Below are 23131 nucleotides of genomic sequence, written 5' to 3' on the forward strand. Positions count from 1 at the left end.
AATGGTAATAATTACTATTTAAAAGGAGGCACCCATGATGGAAAAACAAGATTTAGCAAGTGCGCGCAGGCGTCTACGGGGGACCAACTTAAAATCGCGGAAACGCGCATTGAAGATTTTACATGATGCCCGACGTAACGCCAGTAAAGCCAAATAGTATCAGCGAACGTTAGCCAATTTGGCTAACGTTTTTTGTTAGCTGTGCGGTATGATTAAGATACAGGAATGAGTGGCCGACATGTGGATGGAAACAACTTTGGTGATTATTCGGGGAAATTCTGGGAGTGGCAAGACGACGCTAGCGCAGGCGTTGCAACGACGCGTGGGCCATCATACGTTGCTAGTGTCCCAAGATGTCGTTCGTCGCGACATGCTGATGAGTCATGATTACCCGGGAAATATTTCAATTGGTCTGATTGAACAAATTGCGTGTTATGGGCTGGGACGTGTGCCTGTAGTCATTGTGGAAGGCATCTTAGCACGTGATCGGTATGGAAAAATGTTGGCGCGGCTTAGTCAATCGTTTCCACGCGTCCTTACTTATTATTTTGAAGTGAGCTTTGCCACGACCTTGGCGCGTCATCAAAAGCGTCATCGTGATTTTGGTGTGGAAGACATGCGTCGGTGGTGGCTTCCACATGATACGTTGGGCGTTGCTAACGAAGTCTTAATTGACGAGCAACAAGATTTAACCACGGAAGTTCAACAAATTATGACTACCATACATGATTGTGACTAAACAACCATGAGTTGATTGGTTTGATCGTGGTTGAGGATTAAGCTGAAATCATAAAGGGGGGCGAGCCAATGTTACTCGCAGCATTATTGAAAACGCGTCGCTGTCAGTATGGATTGACACAGGCGCAATTAGCGTCCAAGTTATTTGTTACGACTCAGGCGGTGTCCAAGTGGGAACGCGGAAAGGCGATTCCGTCAATCGATAATTTACTGGCACTGTCGGATCTGTATAATCTATCCTTGGATGAATTAGTTCGTGGTAGTGCTTTCTTTCCAAAGCCCTATATTGTTGGTCGACGACTAAGCTTTGGGCGACTTCTGGGTCTCGGATTATTTTGGCTATTTGTTTGTCTATTGTTTACTGGTTTTGGTTATCAGCCGTGGTGGCTCTTTTTATCACTTTATATTGTTGGATTGATTGTGGTCGTTCCAGTGGGAATCAATAGTTACTGGGTGATTCAGCCTGCTACCATTGAGTTGCATACGTATGCTGCATCGACATTGACGAAGTTTCGCCAAATTGTGTTCAATTGTCCACGACGCCAACTAATCCACTATACAGATCTGCAGCGGGTTACCATCAGTTATCGGTGTCGCAAACGACTTTCACCATTTGATTTCAATCCGGATTATTTTCAATTGATTTTAAAGACTAATGCCCAAACTTATCAGCTGGAATGTGCGTTGAAGGCCAGCGACTATTTACCGCAATTTGTCAGTTATTTGCAACGACAAGGTGTGACGGTTGGTGATCCTCAACAAGTTGTGGAATTGTTAGTTTCAGGAAAGTCGTTGTATCAACATTTTCATACCGAGACTTGATCTTGAGTGGTTGCAACCAACCGTTGCGGTAGCGCTTAAGTGTGTTGCAATGAATTGGTGCACCCAATAGTCTAGTATTTTAATAGAGGAGCGGGTAGGATGAAAATTGTGATTGGTACTAAAATAAAAGAGCAACGACAACAGCATGAATGGTCCCAGCAGACGGTGGCGGAGCGGTTACACGTCTCACGGCAAACTATTTCCAAGTGGGAGTTAGGGAAAAGTTATCCAGATTTAGAGTTGTTGGTAGCACTGAGCAAACTATTTGCTGTCTCAACGGATGAGTTATTAGGTTTGAGCAGAAGACCTGTTCAGCGACCATGGTGGCAGTTGTTATTGCGTAAAAGGAGTCGAACAGATATGACGGTGAAATGGTACAGCGGGGGGCAGGATCGGGCACGTGTTGCTGTGGGCATAATTAGTGATTTAGTTGCTAATCTAAATACCACGACTGAGCAACCGTTACGACAGCTGCTGGCAACTTATTATCAGGAACTATTGGAACAACGAACTGGTTCAGTACTGGGAGTATTCGACAGAATGAATTTAGACATCTCCAAATGTCTGCGGCAGCAACAAATCAAACTATCGCCAGAAAATGAGCAACTAATGCAACAGTTGATGGGGTTGAACATGATTCACTATCGGTGATGGATTTTGAAAGTAAAACGCAAACTGTCAAGCATCTAGCTTAATAGATGCTGACAGTTTGCGTTTTATGTTAAAAATCAATCGCAGGATTAAAGGTTTGACAAGCTTGTTCGACTAGATAAGCAATCGGTTTAGCTAGCACGTGACTTGGTAAATAGGCAATACTAAAATCAAGGCTGAGCTCGCTTGTTGGTAATTTGAACGCATTGATAGGGTACTTGGCTGGTTGAGTGGCTAGTCTTGCCAACATTGCAGTGGCTAGAACAATGCTACCAAGTCCTTGAAGTGTCAAGCTTAGTGCAAAGCGAGAGTTATCGACTTCAATGAGTGGAATCGTTTGGATGCCTTTATCGGCAAAGTAATGGTCAACCAGTTCTTGAAAGCGAGCTTCACCGACTGCACGGATGACAGGCTCACCAGTCATTCCTGTAAGAATGGTGGGGGTGAACGGTCGCCAAAATTGATTGGACTGATATATTCCGGCTGTTTTTGGAATGACTAAAGACAAAGAAATTGTCTGCAAAGGGATGGTCTTGACGTTAGTTTGATGAATTGTTTTGCCAATAAAAAAGTCTAGCTGATGACTAGCCAGCAACGTTTCTGCTTTTGATGTTGTGATTTCTAGTATTTTAGTGCGAATGTTCGGAAAACGTTGATAAAAAGCAGGTAGTGTTTGACTAAACCAAGCATTAGCCATTGGTGTTGTAATCCCAATCGTCATACTTTGATACTTATTTTGACTGATTTCTTTAAGCTCAGTGTTCATTCGCTGATGGAGACGAGCGTCACTTTGCAAATAAGTCAGTAATCTTTCTCCAGCATAAGTTAATTCAAGTGGATGATGGCCGCGGTCGATTAAGGGGGTCCCAAAATGAGTTTCCGCACTTTTAATTGTGCGGCTAATGTACGGCTGACTGATGAATAAACTTTGTGCAGCTTTCGTCATACTATTGTGCTGTTGAATAGCTTCTAAAAATACTAACAATTTATTTTCCGTGAAATCGCCACCTTTAATGCTTAATCTTATTAAAATCAAGTATAACCCATTACTCATTTGTAATAACAGATAATCAGATTGTTATTTCTATAAAAATGAAAGCGGTTATATAATACGAATGTAGTTAAAAAATGATTCTGCTTGTGATTTAAATATCAATTTCAATTGTGCTTTAGAATACGTTAAATGGATTTTGAAAGGGTGGTCAGCATACTCAAAAAATGAATCAGGTTAAATGGGATTATCAATATGATACGGTAGTTATTGGCTTTGGTGGTGCCGGGGCGACAGCAGCGCGGTTTGCGGCGGATGCACATGCGAAGGTATTGCTCACGGATGCAGCGCCGAATGGTCATGAAGGAGGCAATACCCGTTATTCTGCCCAACTCTTAGGAACGGTAGATAGTTTCGATGAGGGTAGAAAATATTATCAAAACTTAACGGCACCCATGCAATTAGACGATAGTATGGTTGATACTTTCGTAGCGGGCATGGCGAATATGCGCGACTATGTTCAAAAGTATCTCAATGTTGACCCGGTGAGTGTCAAAAATGATTTTACAGTTGCTGATTCTCCAATTTCATTAGACAGTGCAGTTCATGAGTTTCCTGAATTTGATGGAGTCCAATCCTATGACTTTACAACTGTCCATCATGGCATTTTTGATGCAGCTTTGTGGAAAATTCTTCGACAAAAAGTGTTAGATCGGCAGCAACAGATTGATGTCTGGCTTAGTGCTCCGGCACAACATCTGATTCAAGATCCCACTACGAATACAATTATCGGTGTCCAAATCGAACGTCAGCATCGTTTAGTTAATGTTCGGGCTACCAATGGCGTAGTCCTAGCATGTGGTGGTTTTGAAAATAATCAACAAGTCATCCAGGACTACCTTGGTGCTGAGCACTTGGCACCATTAGGCACGCTGTTTAATAAGGGTGCTGGTATTAAGATGGCCCAAGAAGTTGGCGCGGACTTTTGGCACATGCAAAATTATGAATCACTCGGATTTTTACATGGTCTTTCGATTGCCGTACCACAAGGTGAACGTGGTCGCTTGATTTTAGGCTGGCCGGAAGTTAACCATGGTAGCGTTATTACGGTGGCTGATGACGGTAGTCGGTATTTTGATGAGAGTGAAGTCAACCGGCACGGTCACATTTATGATCATGGAATGTGGCGAGTACCGCGGACAAATGTCCATCCATACTTGGTTTTTGATGAAACTCAGTATCAACAGATGTTAGCAAGTCAATATACGCCGATTAATAATCTCACCGATTTAGTTGTGAAGGCCACTACTCTAAACGACTTAGCACGAGTTATGGAAGTTGATGGTACGGTACTTACCAAGACCGTTCATGATTTCAATTATTTTGTCGAGTCTGGTACTGACTACGCGTTTAATCGGCAGGTTGATACGATGCGGGCATTTGATGGTGGGCCATATTATGCGCTTAAGTTAACAAACAACGTACTTAATACCCAAGGGGGGCCACGTCGTAATGACCGGGCAGAGATTTTAGATGCAAATCAGCAACCTATACCGCACTTGTATGGTGCAGGTGAGTTGGGCGGTATTTGTGCAAATCAGTATCAAGGTGGCGGTAATTTAGCTGAATGCCTGATTTTTGGAAAAATCGCTGGTGAAAATGCAGCTAAACCTAAGGAAGAAACGACACAATTAGTCGATGAAAAAGCAGTGGCTAAGCCGGATGCGAATACTAGTGCTTCGGTGCATCAGACTGGTGCCAATGATTTGCTAGCTGAAGCATCACCGGACATCACAGTTGGTGAACACCAATACTTAGGGCGCTCAGATGATGGCATTGGTGGGCAAGTTGTGGTTCGTATCACGTATGTTGACCAACAATTAACTCATGTTGAAGTTGTTGAACAACATGAGACTGGTGAAGTTGGTGGTCAGGCAGTTGCCGAATTGCCGACAAAAATGGTGGCTGCTAACACTTATGATATGGATGCAGTTTCCGGCGCTTCTGTATCGAGCCGTGCCATCAAGGCCGCAGTCAAGGACGCGCTATCCCAGGCCGAACAGACCGTGTCAAATGATTAACCACTGATCGCACAACCCACGAATCACCTAGTGCTTTTAGTATCTTTTAGTGCGTAATACCGGTAAACTAGAATTAACAAATTCAATCAATGAAGGCCGCTCATGCGTATTACAAAAACTAGTTTGATCCTCAGCAGTTTATCATTGGTACTCAACACGTTGTCATTGATTATGGCAATTCGCAAGTATCGGTTACAAAATCACTAATCATTAGAAATTCAAAAACACCGCTGTGACTAACGAACGCGCATTAGTCGTAGCGGTGTTTTTGGTTTTATTAAGCTTCATAATCCGTCAAATCAGCCAAGAAGCGTTGAATCACCGCAAGTTCTGCTGGTGAGTAGTGTTCATGGAGGAGCGTGATTGCTTGATGATTGCGGGTTGCATGCATCTTATCATGATAGCGGGCCAGCTTACGACCACTCGGCGTTAAGCGGTAGAAGATCTTTTTGTGATCATCGGGTTGCTGGAATGAGCCAATTAAGCCCTGCGTTACGAGTCGTTTGGCTGCCCGGGTCACACCACCTCGAGTGACGCCGAGGTTAGTGGCTAAGTCGATGCCCGTTTGTGGACCGGCCTCTAGTTCAGATAATAAATGTAGGCCAACGATGGAAATATCCGGCAACAGGCGGCGTAGATTGGCTTCGGTGATATGCTGCTGTAACCATTTCTGTTCACCAGTAGTGGAAGCACGCTTGGTTCGAATCGTTTTGAGCTGCGTTAGAATTGTCTGTTCCGTGGATATTGACATCGATTGACCCCCCTTAGATAGTTGTGCATCACGGCGACTGGTTCTCGTGGTGGTTAGCGCGCAATTATCAATTAATCATTAGCTTTTATTACTATTATTATACCGGTTTTAAAATTCACCGGCGAGTTTTTCTGCTGCTACCTGTGCGGCAGTGATGGCCTGTTCTCGCTGTTCTGGAAATTGGTCCAATCCTTCAATGAAGATGGTTCGGTAATCCTGAATCCCATACAGTTGCATCATGCCACGGAGGTAGGGGTCGCCTGCTTCAACCTGGTTGTGTTGATCAGGTTGGTGATAGTAGCCACCCGCAGCCTGAATGTGTAAGACGTGTTTGTCGGGTAATAAGCCGACCGGGCCGTTGACCGTGTACTTAAAAGTTTTACGGGCGACTGAGGTTAAGTCTAAGTATTGTTTGAGTTCGGCTGGAAGAAAGTGATTGTACATTGGATTAACGAAGACGATCTTGTCGGCTGCTAGAAATTCAGTTAGCCAGGCGGCGTGACGGCTAAGTAGTTCAGCTTCCACTGACGTTAGTTCTTCACTGTATTTTTGTTTACGCCAAGCTTCGAAGGTTGTGTCGTTCAAAGCGGGAACGCCGTCCTGATAAAGATCGCGTGTCGTAATCTCATCGTTCGGATGGGTTTGCTGATACGCAGTTTTAAAACTCGCTGCAACGGTCAGTGAGGCACTGGGGACGGTCGTGTGTGGATGGGCATTAATCATTAATAATTTTGTCATGTTAAACAGCTCCTTAATTTTGTTGACAAGCAACATTTTATCTTGAACATTGTTGCTTGTCAACAAATTTGACAAAAAAGTTCCCCACACATTCGAAAATGCGTGGGGAACTGAAAGGGTGCACGATTAATCTTGATTAACCGGTGCCACTAGCACTAGTTTGAAACGACTTTACGGGTAAATCCGGTGCAACATACGTGGGAACGGAATGGTTTCACGAACGTGATCTTGCAAGGTGATCCAGGCCAGAAAACGTTCCAGACCCATACCGAAACCGGAGTGCGGCACCGAACCATATTTGCGTAAATCGAGATACCACTCGTAATCCTGCAAGTCTTGACCGCTGGCTAGTAACCGTTCCTTCAAGTAGTCATAATCCGTTGAGCGTTCGGAACCGCCGATGATTTCGCCGTAACCTTCAGGTGCTAACAGGTCAGCTGCAATGACGACATCATCGCGCGTCGGGTGTGCCTGCATGTAAAAGGCCTTGATTGCTTTGGGATAGTTCAAGACAAAGACTGGTTGGTCAAAGTGTTCTGCCAAAAATGTCTCTTCCGGTGAGCCAAAGTCGACACCCCAGTCGACGTCAAAGCCGTTCGCTTGGAGTAGTGTAATAGCATCGTCGTACGAAACTCGCGGAAATGGGAGCTTGGTGTACTTTTGCAACGTCGCAACATCGCGGTCCAAAACGGCCAGTTCGTGGGGGCAATGGTCAATCACGGCTTGAACGAGGTAGGCCACCAATTGTTCTTGGACTTCCAGACTTTCATCTTGATGCATCCAGGCCATTTCAGGTTCAAGTTGCCAGAATTCTGTTAAGTGGCGACGAGTCTTGGATTTTTCGGCCCGAAAAGTTGGTCCAAACGTGAAGATTTTGCCGAACGCCATTGCGCCAGCTTCACCGTATAACTGGCCGGATTGTGATAAATAGGCGTCCTGACCAAAGTAATCAGTTTTGAATAATTCAGTCGTCCCTTCAGGAGCGGAACCGGTCAAAATCGGCGCGTCAATCTTAATAAAACCGCGGTCATTGAAGAACTCATAAACGGCTCGAATGACCTCGTTGCGAATCCGCATAATTGCGTTGGGACGCGATGACCGTAGCCAAAGATGGCGATGATCCAACAGGAAATCAATACCATGGTCCTTGGGCGTGATCGGGTAGTCGTGACTAGTCCCAACCACTTCAAATTGTGAGATGGCAAGCTCGTAGCCAAAGGGGGAACGGGTATCTGCATGAATCGTGCCGGTGACCCAGAGGCTAGTTTCTTGCGCGAGGTCGGTCAGTTGTGCAAAAGCCGTTTCACCGAGCTCGTTTTTGAGAGCTACCCCTTGAAAAGTTGCTGTGCCATCACGTAATTGAAGAAAGGCAATTTTGCCGCTAGAACGCTTATTACTGAGCCACACCCCAATTTTAACTTGTTCATCGACATGGTCAGCAGCGTTGATAATACTAATGGTTTCCATGATATTGATCACTCCTTCTTGTTGGATTTTAAATCAGATTAAAGTAAATGAATGTTATGTTCGGCACATTGGTCGATCATGGCTTGTGGCCACAAGGCAGCTTGTACTTCACCGACATGGGCTTTGCCAAGTAATAACATGCAGAGCCGTGATTGACCAATCCCGCCACCGATCGTGTAAGGGACGTCCGCGTTCAAGATCATTTGGTGGTATGGCAAGCTAAGCCGGTCTTCGGCGTCCACGTCTTTAAGTTGTTTCTTCATTGATTCAGCGTCGACCCGGATTCCCATACTTGAGATTTCGATGGCTTGGTCTAATGGTTCGTACCAGAAGAGGATATCGCCGTTCAACTTCCAGTCATCATAGTCGGGGGCGCGGCCATCGTGACGTTCGCCGGAATCAAGCTTCCAGCCAATTTGCATTAAGAAGACACAGCCGAGTTTCTTGCAAATGGCGTTTTCGCGTTCGCGCGGGGTCATGTCAGGGTACATATCTTCGAGTTCTTGAGTGGTTAAGAAGTGAATTTCGTCTGGTAAGTGGTGAACGGCTTGTGGGAACTTGTACCAAACTTCGTGTTCCATGTGCTTGATCACTTTAAAGATTTGACGTACCGTGGCTTTCAAAGTTTCAACGGTTCGTTCTTCCTTACTGATCACTTTTTCCCAATCCCATTGATCAACGTAGGCGGAGTGGTAGTTGTCTAAATCTTCATCCTTACGAATAGCGTTCATGTTCGTGTAGAGACCTTCATGCATGTCAAAACCGTAGCGCTTTAATGCGACCCGCTTCCACTTAGCAAGTGAGTGAACGATTTCGATTTGTTCATCACCCATGTCTTGCATGGTGAAGGAGACAGGTTTTTCGACACCGTTTAAGTTATCGTTCAGACCGGTTTTCTTTTCAACGAACATTGGAGCTGAAAGCCGAGATAAGTTTAGTTGCTTCCCAAATTCATCTTGGAACGTTTCACGAATGTAACGAATGGCCTGTTGGGTTTCTTTAACGGATAATTTAGGATCGTAATCCTTTGGAATAATTAAATGCATATGCGTGGTCTCCTTTAAAATTAAATGCAGATTTTAGTTACAGGATAAAAGAAAAGAGCCTTCCATCCCTTGAATTATCAAGGGACGAAAGACTCTTTCGCGGTACCACCCAAGTTGTTTACCTTACAGTAAACCAGCTTTAAAATAGTGTACAAACATACACCACCGATGGTAACGTACCGGTTAACGGCTAATCCTACTTTAACGAGGTTATTTCAGTTAGCAACTAAGAAAGTGTTTTTCGGATTAGTCAAGTTCTGGTCGGGTTTCCACTCACTCCCGATTCACTGGCAGGTTGACTAATCGTACTCCTCTTTCCTCCGTTTTTTATCTTGTGACATTTATATTAGCACGATTCTGGTATTTGTAAACCACTAAATTAAAAATAAATTAGTTTAGTCTCATAAATTCACCATAGAAATCTCAGCTAAAACCGCAAGCTACCGGGCTTAATTAATCATTCAAATTATATCGTAATTTCATTTTTTCAGAACCGGCAATGACCATATCGCCGAGCAATTTAGTTTGTAACTTCATCGCGGTATCGGCCAATTGTTGGTTAGCCGCTTCGAGATAGGCCGTGAAGTCTTGGTGATTAGCCAGGTCAGCGTCGGTATCATTCTCGATTTTACGGTAAGCACTCATGGCTTCGAGTTCGTAACTATTCCGCATGTCCACGTAAAAGTCGTAGTCGGTGTCACCCAAAAGGGCGGTTGTACAGCTTAACCAGTACATGTGGTTGAGATTAAAGGTGCCATCCGCATCCTTGTAGCTAGCTGGTGTGTCATTGACGTTTGCGTAAAATGGCACGACCGTGTTAAAGGTATTGGCACCGAAGGCTAACCAGTGAATGCCGGCAACGGCCGCGGGAACGTTGTTGCGAATCTGTAAGATGTGCACATCGTGGTTGCGGTTGATTCCGATTGGCCGGAAAAGGGTTTTGTCAGCTTCAGAGCCACTCCCGTAAACATCGTATTTGGTGTTTTCAAAGTGCGAACTCAAAACGAACTTGACGTCTTCGATAGAGATCTTACGGTTGGCATGGCAGATGAATGGTAAGTCTTGTTCCATTGGATCTTGCACAACGTCCGGCGTGAAGTATTTCTGACCGAACCAAGCCCGGGGGTTGTTGTAAACCGTATCTTTGATTGAAGCACTCCCAAAGATGTGCCGCAAGTTGACACGGTCAAAGTCAGGATTCAAGTGGTAATCTTCAATTAATTGTTCAAGGTCAGCTGAAGCTAAGGTATCATCAGCGTTAAAATCGAAATCGTCAATATTCATGCGGTTCGGAGCAACCACGTAAGCATCGTCAGGAATACGTTTAGCAGCCCAGTGGTGACCACCAATGGTTTCTAACCACCAGATTTCGTCTTGATCAGAAAAAGCGATACCGTTTGGTTCGTAAGTCCCGTATTGTTCAAGCAGGGCACCTAGACGAGTAACGCCTTCCTTGGCGCTGTGAATGTATGGTAATACTAGGGTACAGAGGTCTTCTTCACCAATTCCGCCGGCCACAAAAGGATCGATTCCCAAGACACGTGAATTCGTGGTGATGGTTTCGGTTGCGGACATGGCGATGTTCTCACTATTGATTCCCGCTGCTGGCCAGGTCCCATTGGTCAAGATTGAGTTTGGAATTGAAGTATACCGTAAGGGGTTGTCAGGTAAGTCGACTTCGACCTTACTAATGACGGACTGATAGTGCCGGGGTTGATCTTCGGGATTGACCACAACTAATCGTTCGGGGTCTAGGGCTTCGTGACCATCATCGTTTCGTGAAATAATGGTTGAGCCATCGATTGAGGCTTTTTTACCGACGAGAATCGTGGTACATGAACCTTTGATACGTTTTTCCATGATATTAAAACACTCCTTTTAAGCTATTAATATCATTATACGCTTTCTGAGCGGGTCGGGATAGAACGGGCTTTTTTGAGAATATAATTAATTCCGCTAATACTAAAACCGGTGGCCGCCGCAATTTCACGGTAAGTCTTGCCACGGGCCCGTAACTGGTGAACCTGTGCGTGGCTGGCGTGCGCGGTTGCGGGACTTATTGTCTGGATGGGCGTCAGCGCTGATGGTACGGTGCTCGGTAATGCGACTGGTTCAGGTGTTGCGGTGATTACCGGTGTCTGACGCGTCAGTTCAGCAAGCTTAATCATGACTAGTTCAGTTGTCTGAACATCCCAAAGTGCGTTATGTTGGTGTGGATTACTGATGTTAAAGAGTGCTGCCAAGCCGTTCAATGGTAGGTCGTGATTGCCAATTTTATGATTGCCACGATTGATCAAGGTGTTCGTATAGGCTTGAGCGTCAAAAATCGCGACTGGGCGACTGACTAATTGCTGTTCAGCGGGAGTCAACTGGTGGTAATAGTGGGCTAGTAATAAGCGAATGTGCTTCATATCCTGAGTCTGGTCCCAAAAAACGAGGGGGATTTGCGGCTGGATGACTTGCTGGATAAACGCTTTTAAAATCGATAAGGGATCGCCTTGTGCCTCATAAGCGACGGTCGTTAGGCCAGTTTCTGCTAGGCCGGCCAACTTCTTGTCAGGTAAGAAGTTCGGGTTATCGAAGTAACGGTTGAAAAAGGGGGCTGTTTGCGTATGATGGGAAAAGCCGATGGCACTCAGCTGGAAGATACTTGCTCGTGATCCGGGGGATTCAATGACGTGCCAATTGATGGCCTTAGCGGTGCCACTGCGCCGAAAGAGAATACCAAATTCGCAGTCGATGATCACATAAGCGCTCGGAAATTCACTTAATTCTGCTGGTGAGGGTAAAATCGTGGGTTGACTCAGTTCGCCGGTTGGCTGAGTGGTGGGTAACTGGTACCCAAGTGCCGCCAAAAACTGAGCAGTATCCTGCCCGAGCTGATTATTCGTCACTTTAGCGACCTTCTTTTCCGTTAAGACAATTTCTTTACGCGCCACGAATAAAATATGATAGCGCTGCTGTTCATCACAGATAATTTCGGTCACGTTGCCGGCAAGGCTGTATTCTGAAGCGAGTGCTAATTGATGGTCCTTTTGAATACGGTAAACGGGATGGTTGACAAAGTATAGACAATTCAAGTTATTTGAGATCTTACGCTCAAGTAAGGTTAGGTTCGTTGGCATCATCGACAACAGCTCCTCTGATCTAAGTACTTATATTTTAGCGGCTTTGTACATTAACTGGCTAGTGTTTGCACTGCAGATCGCACCATGAATTTGGTAATCACGAATTGGTGCCTGGTATTATAATGACCGTAGAGTGCCAGTTGGGCGTCAGGCTGGAGTTGGTAAAATAAAGTTAACGCGTGTTTGACGATGATGCAGTTGATTGGCGTAGGTTCGGTAGCCTTTAATGGCGTGACTTGTAAGTACAACATAAAGGGGTCCAACTTTAATATTTTGCTTTTATTTAAATATTTAACGGTTAGATTTTCTGACTGCATGCTAATCACCTCAATATAAGTATACGAACATACGTTCTTTAATGCAAGCAAAATAACTGCGTTAACAAATTTATTTTAAGATGAGTGCTAGGTGCACTGGACTGATTCGAAATAATTTATTAAAAATCGCAACGAATCAGTCAAGTCACGGGGAAAAAGCTACAAAAAATTGAGAACTCTTGGTATGATGAATAGTAGTGAATGAGAGGAGGCCGAGTCATGGATCGAGGACGACGCGCAACGCTGGAAGAACGAATTGCGATCGTAAAGTATACGCTGAACCATTGCAACGATTATCGAGAAGCCGCTAAGCATTTTAATGTTTCGTATCCACAAGTCTATACCTGGGTACGAAAATATCGACAACACGGCATGGAAGGTTTGGTGGATCACCGTGGCCGACCCAAGCAAGGCTAAGTCAGCATTGTACATATAAACTGTGTGGGCGAGTGCCCTTTGATGGCCAATCTGACATGGTCGTTTAATCGATATCGGTCTCTTTAAAGTGTCCGTTCCTATAAAATCAATAGGGACGGGCACTTTTGGGTATTTTGATAGCTTTCGTGGCGCAAGTGCGACTTAACGTACCTAGTGATTACCGGGGCGCGTTCTTGTCATGGGCCGGTATTCTCGGTAGAATGAGAGTATTAATTCAAAGAGGGAGTTTACGTGTGATGATTGACTTAGCGGCGGCACAGCAAGTATTGAAGACCACGTTCGGATATGATGAATTCCGACCGGGGCAAAAGGCAGTGATTGAACAAGTGTTGGCCGGTGAAAACACCCTAGCGATTATGCCAACTGGGGGTGGTAAGTCATTATGTTACCAAATCCCAGCGTTACTTTTTCAGGGGCTGACCGTCGTTGTCTCACCATTGATTTCTTTAATGAAAGATCAGGTAGACGCGTTAAATGATAATGGTATCGCGGCGACTTTTATTAACAGTTCACTGGATTTCCAAGAGATCAACGAACGGCTCCAAGAACTACGGGCGGGAGATTATACCTTACTTTACGTGGCACCCGAGCGGTTAGATTCGGATTACTTTATTCAAGCGCTGGGCCGGTTGCCCATCCAACTGTTAGCAATTGATGAGGCCCACTGTATTTCACAGTGGGGGCACGATTTTCGCCCCAGTTATTTAGCGCTCAGCACGGCGATTGAACAATTGCCGACCCATCCGCAGGTCCTAGCTTTGACTGCGACGGCAACTGAGCAAGTCGCTGCGGATATTTGCGGCCGCTTAGCGATTGATCCACAACATGAAGTGAATACTGGTTTTGCCCGCAATAACTTGGATTTGACGGTGGTCAAGGATCAGGATACCGACCGTTACATTTTAGATTATTTGAAAGTTAATCATGGTGAAGCCGGGATTATTTATGCCAGCACCCGTAAAGAAGTGATGCGGCTGACGAGTTTGTTGCGAAAGCATGATATTAAGGCCACGCCGTACCACGCTGGGCTAGACGATGCGGTTCGGCGGCAAAACCAAGAGGATTTCTTGTACGACCGTGTTGACGTCATGGTGGCAACCAACGCGTTTGGAATGGGCATTGATAAGAGTAACGTGCGTTTTGTGATTCACGCGCAAGTCCCCGGAACTTTGGAAGCTTATTATCAGGAAGCCGGTCGGGCTGGCCGGGATGGGTTACCTAGTGAAGCGATTTTGATTTTTCGACCGGTTGATATTCAACTTCAGCACTTCTTTATTGATGAGTCGGAGATGGATACGGAGCACCGACACCTGGCGTATCAGAAGCTACAGGTGATGACACGGTATGCGAATACCCAGGGCTGTTTACAACAGTTTATCTTGAAATACTTTGGTGAAAAATCCGCGCCGTGTGGTCGGTGTAGTAATTGTACTGATCAGCGGGAATCACAGGATATCACCACGGCAGCTCAACAAGTCTTATCGTGCGTCGTTAGGCTTCATTCCCAGTTCGGTAAAGGGGTCGTGGCCCAGGTATTGACGGGCGCTAATAATCAACGGGTCCGCGAATCGAACCTCAATACGTTGTCGACGTACGGGTTGATGTCCGGGCAGCGACAGAAGAGTGTCGTGGAACTGATCGATTTTTTGACTGCGAGCGGTTATTTGCAGTCGGTGGGTGGTCAGTATCCAACACTGACAGTCTCAGCGAGTGGAGTGGCCGTGCTTAAAGGAACGACCACGGTACACCGAAAGACGGCCCAAAAGGTGCAACAGACGGTACCAGAGAACAGTGCCCTCTTCGAACAGTTGCGGACACTTCGGCGTCAATTGGCGGAAGAACAGGGCGTACCACCATTTGTGATTTTTTCTGACCGGACGCTTCATTCGATGTGTGACCTGATGCCAGAAGACGACGCAGCTTTCTTAACGGTCAAAGGGGTCGGGGCCAGCAAGCTTGAAAAGTATGGTGAAACCTTTATGGCGACGATTCGAGCGGCAGCTCATGCGGAATCAGCAACTAGCACCGATGAGGAAACTGATTAGATGGCTGATTGGTAAACTACGAGATGAAATGGAGTAACACGTATGCAATTTACTTGGCAACACCAGGGGCAATCAATGGCAATGAAACGATTCTTGACGACGCATGCCATCAGTATGCGAACAATCAAGGCAATCAAGCATGGCACCGGCGCGTTTCTTGTCAATAATCAAGTTCAAACGGGCGTTATTACCATTCATGATGGCGATATTGCGGGAATTCAACTACCAGACGAGGCACCGGATACAGCGGTAGTCGTCAGCGAACAACCAATCCAAATTGAGTATGAAGATGCTAATTGGCTCGTTCTTAATAAACCAGCCGGGTTAACCAGCGTGCCGGGGCCTAGTAATCGGACCGATACGTTGGTCAATCGAATCAAGGGTTATTTGATAGCCAGTCATGCCAGTAATCAACGACCGCACCTGATCACGCGGTTGGACCGGGATACGAGTGGCCTTGTGTTAGTTGCTAAACATCGGGTGGCGCAGGGGATGCTGACAGAGCCCCGAATTGCGGCGCAATTAGTGAAGACGTATCAAGCTTGGATCGAAGGGACCATTACGCCGGCTAGTGGCACAATTGATCGCCCGATTGGCCGGGTGGCTGACAGTCCTCGGCGAGCGGTCACTACGGCGGGCCAACGCGCCATTACGACGTATCAAGTGGAGGCGGACCAATTGCAGCATAACGTGAGTCGGTTACGGTTGGAACTTGTGACTGGACGGACGCATCAAATTCGGGTTCATCTAACGGCGCTTGGGCACCCCTTATTAGGTGATACGCTGTATGGCGGTAACTTGGCGTGGATTCAACGGCAAGCCTTACACGCCGCTAGTTTACAGTTCTTTGACCCCTTTTCGGAACAGACTTTACACTTTGAGGCGGCATTGCCAGCTGATCTGCAAGCCTTGAATCACGACTAAGTTCAGCTTAGGACCAGTGACCATCGGGATGAATGGTTAATAAAAATCGGCACTGCTAGAATGAGTTGAACATTCTGGCAGTGCCGATTTTTGGTTGGCAACCGTCTAAAATCAAGCTAACGTTTAGCGGGTAAGTTGCAGGCCCGCGTTATCCTGAAGGTTGCGGTGACTATTGAATGAGGCGCTAGTGCTTACGACTGACTAAGTGGCGCGTTATCAGCCGTTAGCGTCGCAAAAGTTGCCTGTAATTGCTGTAATGGTGCGGTTAACGTGAGAAAATAAATATGCTCGACCCCGTTACTACGCATATCAATGACCCCAGCTTCACGCATTAAGCGTAGATGATGTGAAACGGCGGGGCGTGAAATATTGACCAAGGCGGTAATATCAGTAACGTTGAGACCATTATCACTGTTCCCCAGAGCAATGATAATCTGACGCCGAATTTTTTCGGCGAAGATATTAATTAGTGTGGCACTTTCAATAAGTGCCGTTTCGGATTGTTGAAAATTAGCCATGGTGACTGCGTCCTTTCAAATTCAATTTACACTTAAGGACTAACTCCCCCCATCGGCAGTACGCTGAATTAGTTGTTAAGTGTTGGTATGACAGCTCGATGTTCAAGTTCTGGTGAAATAGTTGCAGCAAGAAAACTTTAAGTCTACAAGTTGTCAGTTAGACTAATTGTTATTGGAACATTCGTACTTATGTATAATTAAAGCAAGTCGTTAATCGATTGTCAAACCTTTTTGTTAAAAGTAAGTACTATTAGCGGGTTTAACAATCGCTGTTCGTTTGATAACCATATTTTTATGTTGAAATGCGTTAAAATAAAAATAGCTTTTGAATGAATGATGGGAGTGGAAAATGTGAAAGTCTTAGGAATATTAGGTGCGCATCGCGCTGATGGCGTGACTGCCCAGCTACTGCAAGCCGTCTTAAAGGGGGCCGCGGCCAGCGCTGACACGGAACTAGTCAACCTCAACGATTATGAGTTGCGACCAGATCACGATAGTCAACCGAATGATGACTTAGACGCGCTGGAAGCAAAATTAATGGCGGCGGATGTCTGGGTATTAGCTGCACCAACCTATTTGGGGAGCTTATCGGGGGTAATGAAAAACTTCTGTGACTGTTTTCGGGGGCGGATCGCACGGTTTAATTCCGTGGGTGAAGCAGTACCTGATCGCTTTAAGAACAAGCATTATGTGACGATCACGGATTGTTACGCGGGTGGTATTGAAAATTATTTGACCGGTGTGACTGACGCAACGTTTAAAACACTTGATAAATTTTTGACGATGGGTGGTCTCATCAAATTACGGGAGATTGTCGTAACTAAAACGTGGGGTATGCAAACCATCACAGCTGCTAAGCAAGCAGAATGTGAACGGGTCGGCGCGCGGGCTGCACATAAAAAGGAAAGGGATGACAGTACGGTGAAACGGTATATTCAATTATTCTTCATGATTGCGGTGATGGCACTACTAACAATGGGAATCGAAGCGGGGATTCAACAATTGATTCCGCTGAACAATTTTTGGGCCTACTACGGCGTCTTTGTCGTCGTCTTTTATGTTCTTTTAGCAATGATTTTACATTTCTTCACTGTTGTTAAACACCGGCGTCGTTAAGGAATACGGCATGTGCATTCAGCAACAACGACATTAAAATTCAATTGATTAGCAAGCTGGGCTTGGCGTCTTAATCGCCGGAGGTCAGCTTGTTTTGCTATAATAAGAGCAATTACGAAGTACCAGCGATTATTTCAGTGTCCACGCGTATAATTAATATGGTATCGTCGAATTAGAAAATGAGGACACTTGGTACTGGTTGCCAGGCGTATGAACCATAATTAAAACATGTTAAATTAGATGAATTTTTATTTGGCAGCATGCTGTGATTGGTTTCGGTTTTGGCACATCCAAGCTGCCGGTTTTTGAATCTAACTTTGTCAAAAACTAATCATGGGTCATGCCCAAAAACGTGTTATTGATTTCAAAATTAATTTTGTTAAATAAAGGCTGTCAATCAAGGTACGAGGAGGAATAGCATGCAAGTTTTTGGACAATTTATTGCAACAGTCGGTTGGCTAGGATTGGCACTAGTCGCCAGCGAACTAGGTGCGACGTTAATCCATTGGCTCGGTCAGTGGGTCGGATTTCGATTAATTGGTGCTCGAATTGTCCGGATTACCGGTTTTCGACTTCAATTAAGTCGGGTTCGTGGTCATTGGAAATTAGAACGACCGCTGACGCGTCATCCACATATCGTGGCAGCACCCCCGGCGGATGCCAAACGGTTCAATCACGCCATTTATTGTTTTGGCGGTGGCCTGTTCAACTTACTGACGGTCATGCTCAGTTTAATAACTCTGAATCAATTTAAGTTTAGTTTCGATTTATGGTTGTTTGCGTTCATTATTTGGATCTGGGTCAATACGTTGAAAGCCGCCCAATTATTACCAATGAACTTGCACGGTTATCCCACGGCGGGCCAGGAATTTCGGCAGGCACGCGAATCAACGGCGGCGATGACCGCCGCGTATGTCACTGCGTGTGCTGCGGCCGTTAAGGTTCAGACCGGTAGTGTCCGTGACCTTGATGCGAGTATGATTGTTATGCCGCGCGATGGTGGCAATCGGAATTATTTAGTCGTCCGGCAAGCCTGGTTGATTCTGGAATGGGGACTTCAACATGGGCTGGATACCCCCGAACTGTTAGCGGGGTTGAGTCGCTTGGAGCCAAGTTTCAATACGTTGCCGCCAGCTGATTTGGCGAAGTATTTAGATGCGACATTGTACTGGAACTTGGTCACCAATCATCGTGACCCCCAGATCATAGCATGGTATCAAGATGATGGTGTTCAACAGTTATTACGTCGTTACCAACCTTTGGCTCATTATAAGTTAACTGCCGTTTATGAATGGCGGGTCCATCAGCAGCCCGAACAGGCCCTAGCATTGATTGAAAAGGGACTAAAAATTGCTCAGCGCCTCCACGATGAGGAAGAAATTGCTTGGCTGAAAGCTTTACGCGTTCAAGTAACGGCCTAGATTACCGTAGAAACTTAGATTCTGTTAAAGATTGCCAGAATCGAAGTTTGTATTGGGGAATGGGTGGTAAACTGGTGACCATTGAAGTGAAAAAAGGTGAAAATGTGAAACAGCGAATCAAGCAACGGTGGGGGTTGTGGTTAACACTGCTGGTGATTGTTTTAGGACTAATCGGGGTTGGATTGACCCGGGTTAATGCGGGACTTTATCAGCAGACAGTTGCACAGGTGACCCACGTGCAGACTAAGAGTCGAAGCACGACGACGGATGAATTTGAGAATAAGGATGCGACAGTGACACAGTTGGTAACGGTCCGGGTGCTCAATAAGGCACATCGTGGTCGAACTTACCAGATCAAGAATACGTATACGCGCTCGGGCGCAATGGATCAGCCGTATCACGTCCGTAATCAAGTCTTCTTACGGATTCCTAGCGATCATAGTAGTGCAGTGACGATTCAGGGGTTAAAACGAGATACCGCATTGGCGTTTGTCGCGTGGTTAGCCCTAGCACTGCTCTTGTTAATTATGCGTTTCAGCGGTCTGATGGCCTTTTTGAGTGTCGCACTCAATGCTGTAATATTTTATGCCGCCATTCAGATCGATTTAGCTACTAATGGTGGTCACATTTACCTGCTCTTTGGCGTATTGGCCGTAATCTTCGCCGTGCTCACACTGTTGCTAGTTCTCGGTTTTAGTCGTCAAATGTTAGTAACATTGGGCGCGACTGTGGTTGGCACGGGACTGGCTGTCATTATTAGTCTGATCGTCTTTGCGGTGACCCATGAGCGTGGTGTGACTTATGAATCGATGCAGTACGTGACGCAGGTTCCCCGACCGTTATTTTTAGTCGAAACAGTCCTCGGTTCACTCGGAGCAGTCATGGATGAATCAACAGATATTGTTGCTTCATTGTTTCAATTGAAAACGGAGCGCCCGGACATTGCACCACGACAAGTATTTAAGTCGGGTATTCAAATTGGCCGGTCTATTATGGGGCCCTTGATCAACGTGCTATTTTTGATTTTCATGGCGGATACTTTCGCGATGACTTTGCTCTATTTCCGTAACGGCAATAGCTGGGGTTACACTTTTACAATGAATATGTCGTTGGGGATGGTCCAAAGTTTGATTTCTGGTATCGGTATCGTTTTAGCGATTCCAGTAGCCAGTTGGTTAGCCAGTCGATTGATGCCTAAGGCGGTGATGGCATGAACACGATTACCGTTTTAGGATTAATTTTACTAGGTTTGATGACATTAATTGGTGGTAAGACTGGAGCGACGGCCTTTTTGAGTTTGTTATTTAACTTTGGATTGTTGTTTTTAGCCGTTGTTTTGATTTCATGGGGCTTTCCAGCAATGGGGGTGTCGTTGGTCATTGGGACAATCATCTTGGCCTTCACGATTTTCTTTGGGGAGGACAACGAAGTGGCGGCCAAGCCAGCTTATATTGCAGCTTTGATCGTCATGGTCATGTTAGTGCTGATTATTTTTCCCGTTGAAAACTGGATCATGGCGCAGGGCTTTAGTTTGGAAGATAGTGAAGATTTGGAAGGCATGTCATTGGCAATCGGAGTGTCCTTTATTGGCGTAGCGGTAACTGAAGCAATTTTAAGTACACTAGGGGCCATTGCGGAAGCTGCTATTGCGATTGCGGCTGGTCTGAGTGAGATTCTGGCGCAGCATCCGCAGTTGCCAACTAAGCGACTCTATATCGATGGTATCAGTATTGGTAAGCAGATTATCGGGACGACTTTTAATACCTTGTTTTTCGGCTTTTTTGGTGGCTTCTTGGCGCTGTTTATCTGGTTTGCGGGCTTACATTATTCCTTCGGGAGTGTTATCAATAATAAAATATTTGTTGCGGAAGTATTAATGGTATTATTCTCGTTAATTGGCGTTATCCTGGTAGTTCCCGTCACGACGTGGGTGATGACGATTCAACATCGGCAACAAATTAAGCACAACGATTGACGATGACCGCGGGATTTGCTACGGTTGAGAAAACAGTTGGGAGCGTTGTGATGATGGAAATTCGAACGGCACAACCGCAAGATAGTGCTCAAATTGCACCATTGATTGCGATGATTTACCGTGATATGGAAATGCCAGTTTTAAAAAATGTTAGCGAGGCCGACCTATTGGCAATGTTGACTGAGTTGTATCAGCGACCGGCCAATTTAGATGGGTTAGCGCAGACTTTTGTGGCGGTCATGGCTCACAAAATCGTCGGTGTCGCGTTTGGGCACTTAGCGAAGAATGAAGTCGCTGTAAACGATTTGTTGCGGACGACTTCAGGTCATCATGCGGGGTTTGAGGCACCACTGGAATTAGGTGGTGAGACCCGGCCGAATGAGTGGTATTTAAGCATGTTGGCAGTTGATCCGCAAGCTCAGGGCCACGGAGTTGGTAGTGCCTTACTAGAAGCATTACCAGGACTCGTTGGTCAACTGGGGGCCACGAAACTGAGTTTAAACGTTGATGATGGCAATCCCCGGGCAGCTAAGTTATACCACCGGCATGGTTTTGTCCCGGATGGTCAGCTCATGATTGGCACACATCCGTACCAGCACTTGGTTAAGCCTTTATCATAATAACTGAAATATCGTGGTGTGTTTCTTAGACCACGGTATTTTTTTACGTCATTATGGCACTGAAGACTTTTCTATTGAGCATGACACAGTTAGAATTAAACTATTGAACGGATTAGGAAGGTGAACGTGCCATGCAGATTTATTTCATTCGTCACGGTCGAACACAATATAACTTAGAACACCGATTTCAAGGTGGACGAGCAGATTCCCCGCTGGTTGCTAGCGGAATCGATGGGGCAAAGGCCGCTGGTGATTACTTAAGCACCACCCAATTTTCAGCAGTATATAGCAGTCCGCAGCAACGAGCGCTGGATACGGCGAAATACATTGTGGCTGCCAATCAGTGGCAACCGCCGATTCAAATCGACGATGGCTTGCGTGAGTTTGATTTTGGTGATTGGGACGGCAAACAGGAAGCGGAAGTACAGCCGCAGTCCTATGCCCAAGTTATTTTTACTAAACCCGCCGAATACCGACCGGAACTAGCTGGCGGTGGCGAAAGTTATGCGGATTTTGTCACCCGAACGACTTCGACGCTACATCGTTTGATTGATCAAGTTGGGGTAGCTAGCACGCAACCACTATTAATCGTATCGCACGGCCTGGTGACGACGATGACTGTCAAGGCGTTAATGGGTGTTCCCGTAGCAGAATTACGAGCACCTTTTGTGGTCGATGGGCAAGTTATGAAGACAGTCGGCCACGGTATCGTGGATAATGATAGCCTGACAGTGTTATCGACGACGGATAATCAGCATTTTGAACTGACGACTTGGAATGAAACCGGGTACTTGAAGTAAATGGCTGAGCCAAGTACAACGCCTTACTTTAGCTGTTAACTTGACTCTGATCGATAAAATTTTAAGTAGTTAGTAAAGGGACGCTTCTGGCATGGTTTGTCAGGAGCGTCCCTTTGAAATTAACGGTTGATTCAAGTTATTTGTCTGTGTTCCGGTTCAAAACTGTTGTTAATGTGATTTATAGTGAGCGCTCGCACGTGATAGTGCTTTACCACAGCCCACTAAAAATACTAGCTGCCGCCACGCCCCAATAATATTCGGAGGTGCGGGCGGTTTGGGTGTAGAGTGTGTTAATTGCTTGGAGTGGTTGGTGCATGTGATCACGCATGACGCGCATTGCCATGCCGTTAACTTTAGTGGCAATTAATAAATAGTTACCGTTCTTGTCGAGTTCCATGGCATAGCGAAGTAGGTCAGCACGAACTTGTGCGTCTTGTTTAACTTCAGGATCATTATAGGCGACGTCGATTTGTTGCATTAAACGTTTGGCCTTATCATTTTTGTTCACGTTAATCCCCTCATGCCAAGAGTATAGCACAAGTCT

Annotated in this window: 23 protein-coding genes and 1 other annotated feature; of the genes, 14 read left to right on the forward strand and 9 right to left on the reverse strand. The window is 45.7% G+C overall.

Translation table 11 applies throughout. From position 1 onward, the window contains the following. Positions 1 to 37: 37 nt before the first annotated feature. The 4 genes from V7R88_RS03595 (at position 38) to V7R88_RS03610 (ending at position 2211) form a co-directional block, all read left to right on the forward strand. Positions 38 to 157, forward strand: coding sequence for a putative metal homeostasis protein (locus V7R88_RS03595; protein WP_003645748.1), 120 nt, complete (start codon positions 38 to 40; stop codon positions 155 to 157). A gap of 87 nt (positions 158 to 244) precedes the next feature. Further along, entirely contained in the window at positions 245 to 739 is a 495-nt protein-coding gene (locus tag V7R88_RS03600; protein WP_338816599.1) for a kinase, read from the forward strand. A gap of 68 nt (positions 740 to 807) precedes the next feature. Then, positions 808 to 1560: a helix-turn-helix transcriptional regulator gene (locus tag V7R88_RS03605; RefSeq protein WP_338816463.1), complete on the forward strand. Its 753-nt coding sequence runs from the start codon at positions 808 to 810 to the stop codon at positions 1558 to 1560. Positions 1561 to 1659: 99 nt separating this feature from the next. After that, positions 1660 to 2211, forward strand: coding sequence for a helix-turn-helix domain-containing protein (locus tag V7R88_RS03610; protein WP_285298615.1), 552 nt, complete (start codon positions 1660 to 1662; stop codon positions 2209 to 2211). Between the two features lie 70 nt (positions 2212 to 2281). Here V7R88_RS03610 and V7R88_RS03615 read toward each other — a convergent pair whose 3' ends face one another. Next, positions 2282 to 3265 carry a LysR family transcriptional regulator gene (locus V7R88_RS03615; RefSeq protein WP_063723589.1) on the reverse strand — a complete coding sequence of 328 codons (984 nt, stop codon included), beginning with the start codon at positions 3263 to 3265 and terminating at the stop codon, positions 2282 to 2284. Between the two features lie 164 nt (positions 3266 to 3429). Here V7R88_RS03615 and V7R88_RS03620 point away from each other — a divergent pair, with 164 nt between their 5' ends. After that, positions 3430 to 5283, forward strand: coding sequence for an FAD-binding protein (locus tag V7R88_RS03620; RefSeq protein ID WP_338816465.1), 1854 nt, complete (start codon positions 3430 to 3432; stop codon positions 5281 to 5283). Positions 5284 to 5560: 277 nt separating this feature from the next. Here V7R88_RS03620 and V7R88_RS03625 read toward each other — a convergent pair whose 3' ends face one another. From V7R88_RS03625 to V7R88_RS03650, 6 genes are all read right to left on the reverse strand, one after another. Further along, positions 5561 to 6034 carry a MarR family winged helix-turn-helix transcriptional regulator gene (locus V7R88_RS03625; protein WP_003641193.1) on the reverse strand — a complete coding sequence of 158 codons (474 nt, stop codon included), beginning with the start codon at positions 6032 to 6034 and terminating at the stop codon, positions 5561 to 5563. A 108-nt stretch (positions 6035 to 6142) separates the two neighbouring features. Further along, positions 6143 to 6772, reverse strand: a complete 630-nt coding sequence (locus tag V7R88_RS03630) for an FMN-dependent NADH-azoreductase (RefSeq protein ID WP_338816466.1) — start codon at positions 6770 to 6772, stop codon at positions 6143 to 6145. Between the two features lie 171 nt (positions 6773 to 6943). Beyond that, a complete protein-coding gene (gene asnS, locus V7R88_RS03635; RefSeq protein WP_054398823.1) occupies positions 6944 to 8239 on the reverse strand; it encodes an asparagine--tRNA ligase in 1296 nt (431 codons plus the stop codon). Positions 8240 to 8277: 38 nt separating this feature from the next. After that, entirely contained in the window at positions 8278 to 9285 is a 1008-nt protein-coding gene (asnA, locus tag V7R88_RS03640; RefSeq protein WP_003641196.1) for an aspartate--ammonia ligase, read from the reverse strand. A gap of 77 nt (positions 9286 to 9362) precedes the next feature. Further along, positions 9363 to 9615, reverse strand: a binding site (T-box leader). Between the two features lie 123 nt (positions 9616 to 9738). Next, complete coding sequence (locus V7R88_RS03645; RefSeq protein WP_338816467.1) at positions 9739 to 11145, reverse strand: C69 family dipeptidase; 1407 nt, start codon at positions 11143 to 11145, stop codon at positions 9739 to 9741. Between the two features lie 35 nt (positions 11146 to 11180). Further along, complete coding sequence (locus V7R88_RS03650; RefSeq protein WP_338816468.1) at positions 11181 to 12413, reverse strand: hypothetical protein; 1233 nt, start codon at positions 12411 to 12413, stop codon at positions 11181 to 11183. A gap of 536 nt (positions 12414 to 12949) precedes the next feature. On the opposite strand from V7R88_RS03650, the gene V7R88_RS03655 reads away from it, so the two are divergent. The 3 genes from V7R88_RS03655 (at position 12950) to V7R88_RS03665 (ending at position 16137) form a co-directional block, all read left to right on the forward strand. Further along, on the forward strand, positions 12950 to 13147 hold the full coding sequence (locus V7R88_RS03655) for a helix-turn-helix domain-containing protein (protein ID WP_208663857.1): 198 nt from the start codon (positions 12950 to 12952) through the stop codon (positions 13145 to 13147). Between the two features lie 257 nt (positions 13148 to 13404). Then, positions 13405 to 15213 carry a DNA helicase RecQ gene (gene recQ, locus V7R88_RS03660; protein ID WP_338816471.1) on the forward strand — a complete coding sequence of 603 codons (1809 nt, stop codon included), beginning with the start codon at positions 13405 to 13407 and terminating at the stop codon, positions 15211 to 15213. Positions 15214 to 15255: 42 nt separating this feature from the next. Then, positions 15256 to 16137: an RluA family pseudouridine synthase gene (locus V7R88_RS03665; RefSeq protein WP_338816472.1), complete on the forward strand. Its 882-nt coding sequence runs from the start codon at positions 15256 to 15258 to the stop codon at positions 16135 to 16137. A gap of 191 nt (positions 16138 to 16328) precedes the next feature. Here the strand turns inward: V7R88_RS03665 and V7R88_RS03670 are convergent, their stop codons facing one another. After that, complete coding sequence (locus tag V7R88_RS03670) at positions 16329 to 16655, reverse strand: ArsR/SmtB family transcription factor (protein ID WP_003641203.1); 327 nt, start codon at positions 16653 to 16655, stop codon at positions 16329 to 16331. Between the two features lie 333 nt (positions 16656 to 16988). Here V7R88_RS03670 and V7R88_RS03675 point away from each other — a divergent pair, with 333 nt between their 5' ends. From V7R88_RS03675 to V7R88_RS03700, 6 genes are all read left to right on the forward strand, one after another. Beyond that, on the forward strand, positions 16989 to 17771 hold the full coding sequence (locus tag V7R88_RS03675; RefSeq protein ID WP_152707152.1) for a flavodoxin family protein: 783 nt from the start codon (positions 16989 to 16991) through the stop codon (positions 17769 to 17771). A 419-nt stretch (positions 17772 to 18190) separates the two neighbouring features. Continuing rightward, a complete protein-coding gene (locus V7R88_RS03680; RefSeq protein WP_013355322.1) occupies positions 18191 to 19192 on the forward strand; it encodes a hypothetical protein in 1002 nt (333 codons plus the stop codon). Next, complete coding sequence (locus V7R88_RS03685) at positions 19156 to 20406, forward strand: YibE/F family protein (RefSeq protein WP_338816473.1); 1251 nt, start codon at positions 19156 to 19158, stop codon at positions 20404 to 20406. The genes V7R88_RS03680 and V7R88_RS03685 overlap by 37 nt, the downstream gene beginning before the upstream one ends. Next, on the forward strand, positions 20403 to 21167 hold the full coding sequence (locus V7R88_RS03690; protein ID WP_011101234.1) for a YibE/F family protein: 765 nt from the start codon (positions 20403 to 20405) through the stop codon (positions 21165 to 21167). Before V7R88_RS03685 ends, V7R88_RS03690 begins: the two co-directional genes overlap by 4 nt. Before the next feature lie 50 nt (positions 21168 to 21217). After that, positions 21218 to 21787, forward strand: a complete 570-nt coding sequence (locus V7R88_RS03695) for a GNAT family N-acetyltransferase (protein ID WP_016526995.1) — start codon at positions 21218 to 21220, stop codon at positions 21785 to 21787. A gap of 131 nt (positions 21788 to 21918) precedes the next feature. Then, the gene (locus V7R88_RS03700; protein ID WP_003644074.1) at positions 21919 to 22587 is read left to right on the forward strand and encodes a histidine phosphatase family protein; all 669 of its coding nucleotides are present in this window, start codon (positions 21919 to 21921) and stop codon (positions 22585 to 22587) included. A gap of 208 nt (positions 22588 to 22795) precedes the next feature. Here the strand turns inward: V7R88_RS03700 and V7R88_RS03705 are convergent, their stop codons facing one another. Further along, positions 22796 to 23125, reverse strand: a complete 330-nt coding sequence (locus V7R88_RS03705; RefSeq protein ID WP_338816474.1) for a bacteriocin immunity protein — start codon at positions 23123 to 23125, stop codon at positions 22796 to 22798. Positions 23126 to 23131 lie beyond the last annotated feature (6 nt).

Origin of the sequence: Lactiplantibacillus argentoratensis, assembly GCF_037290055.1 — a bacterium.
GTDB lineage: Bacteria > Bacillota > Bacilli > Lactobacillales > Lactobacillaceae > Lactiplantibacillus > Lactiplantibacillus plantarum.

Bases quoted from the DNA above. Each gene is read 5' to 3' on its own strand.
- V7R88_RS03595 (WP_003645748.1), top strand. From the start codon at position 38: ATGGAAAAACAAGATTTAGCAAGTGCGCGCAGGCGTCTACGGGGGACC.
- V7R88_RS03600 (WP_338816599.1), top strand. From the start codon at position 245: ATGGAAACAACTTTGGTGATTATTCGGGGAAATTCTGGGAGTGGCAAG.
- V7R88_RS03605 (WP_338816463.1), top strand. From the start codon at position 808: ATGTTACTCGCAGCATTATTGAAAACGCGTCGCTGTCAGTATGGATTG.
- V7R88_RS03610 (WP_285298615.1), top strand. From the start codon at position 1,660: ATGAAAATTGTGATTGGTACTAAAATAAAAGAGCAACGACAACAGCAT.
- V7R88_RS03615 (WP_063723589.1), bottom strand. From the start codon at position 3,265: ATGAGTAATGGGTTATACTTGATTTTAATAAGATTAAGCATTAAAGGT.
- V7R88_RS03620 (WP_338816465.1), top strand. From the start codon at position 3,430: ATGAATCAGGTTAAATGGGATTATCAATATGATACGGTAGTTATTGGC.
- V7R88_RS03625 (WP_003641193.1), bottom strand. From the start codon at position 6,034: ATGTCAATATCCACGGAACAGACAATTCTAACGCAGCTCAAAACGATT.
- V7R88_RS03630 (WP_338816466.1), bottom strand. From the start codon at position 6,772: ATGACAAAATTATTAATGATTAATGCCCATCCACACACGACCGTCCCC.
- asnS (WP_054398823.1), bottom strand. From the start codon at position 8,239: ATGGAAACCATTAGTATTATCAACGCTGCTGACCATGTCGATGAACAA.
- asnA (WP_003641196.1), bottom strand. From the start codon at position 9,285: ATGCATTTAATTATTCCAAAGGATTACGATCCTAAATTATCCGTTAAA.
- V7R88_RS03645 (WP_338816467.1), bottom strand. From the start codon at position 11,145: ATGGAAAAACGTATCAAAGGTTCATGTACCACGATTCTCGTCGGTAAA.
- V7R88_RS03650 (WP_338816468.1), bottom strand. From the start codon at position 12,413: ATGATGCCAACGAACCTAACCTTACTTGAGCGTAAGATCTCAAATAAC.
- V7R88_RS03655 (WP_208663857.1), top strand. From the start codon at position 12,950: ATGGATCGAGGACGACGCGCAACGCTGGAAGAACGAATTGCGATCGTA.
- recQ (WP_338816471.1), top strand. From the start codon at position 13,405: ATGATTGACTTAGCGGCGGCACAGCAAGTATTGAAGACCACGTTCGGA.
- V7R88_RS03665 (WP_338816472.1), top strand. From the start codon at position 15,256: ATGCAATTTACTTGGCAACACCAGGGGCAATCAATGGCAATGAAACGA.
- V7R88_RS03670 (WP_003641203.1), bottom strand. From the start codon at position 16,655: ATGGCTAATTTTCAACAATCCGAAACGGCACTTATTGAAAGTGCCACA.
- V7R88_RS03675 (WP_152707152.1), top strand. From the start codon at position 16,989: ATGATGGGAGTGGAAAATGTGAAAGTCTTAGGAATATTAGGTGCGCAT.
- V7R88_RS03680 (WP_013355322.1), top strand. From the start codon at position 18,191: ATGCAAGTTTTTGGACAATTTATTGCAACAGTCGGTTGGCTAGGATTG.
- V7R88_RS03690 (WP_011101234.1), top strand. From the start codon at position 20,403: ATGAACACGATTACCGTTTTAGGATTAATTTTACTAGGTTTGATGACA.
- V7R88_RS03695 (WP_016526995.1), top strand. From the start codon at position 21,218: ATGATGGAAATTCGAACGGCACAACCGCAAGATAGTGCTCAAATTGCA.
- V7R88_RS03700 (WP_003644074.1), top strand. From the start codon at position 21,919: ATGCAGATTTATTTCATTCGTCACGGTCGAACACAATATAACTTAGAA.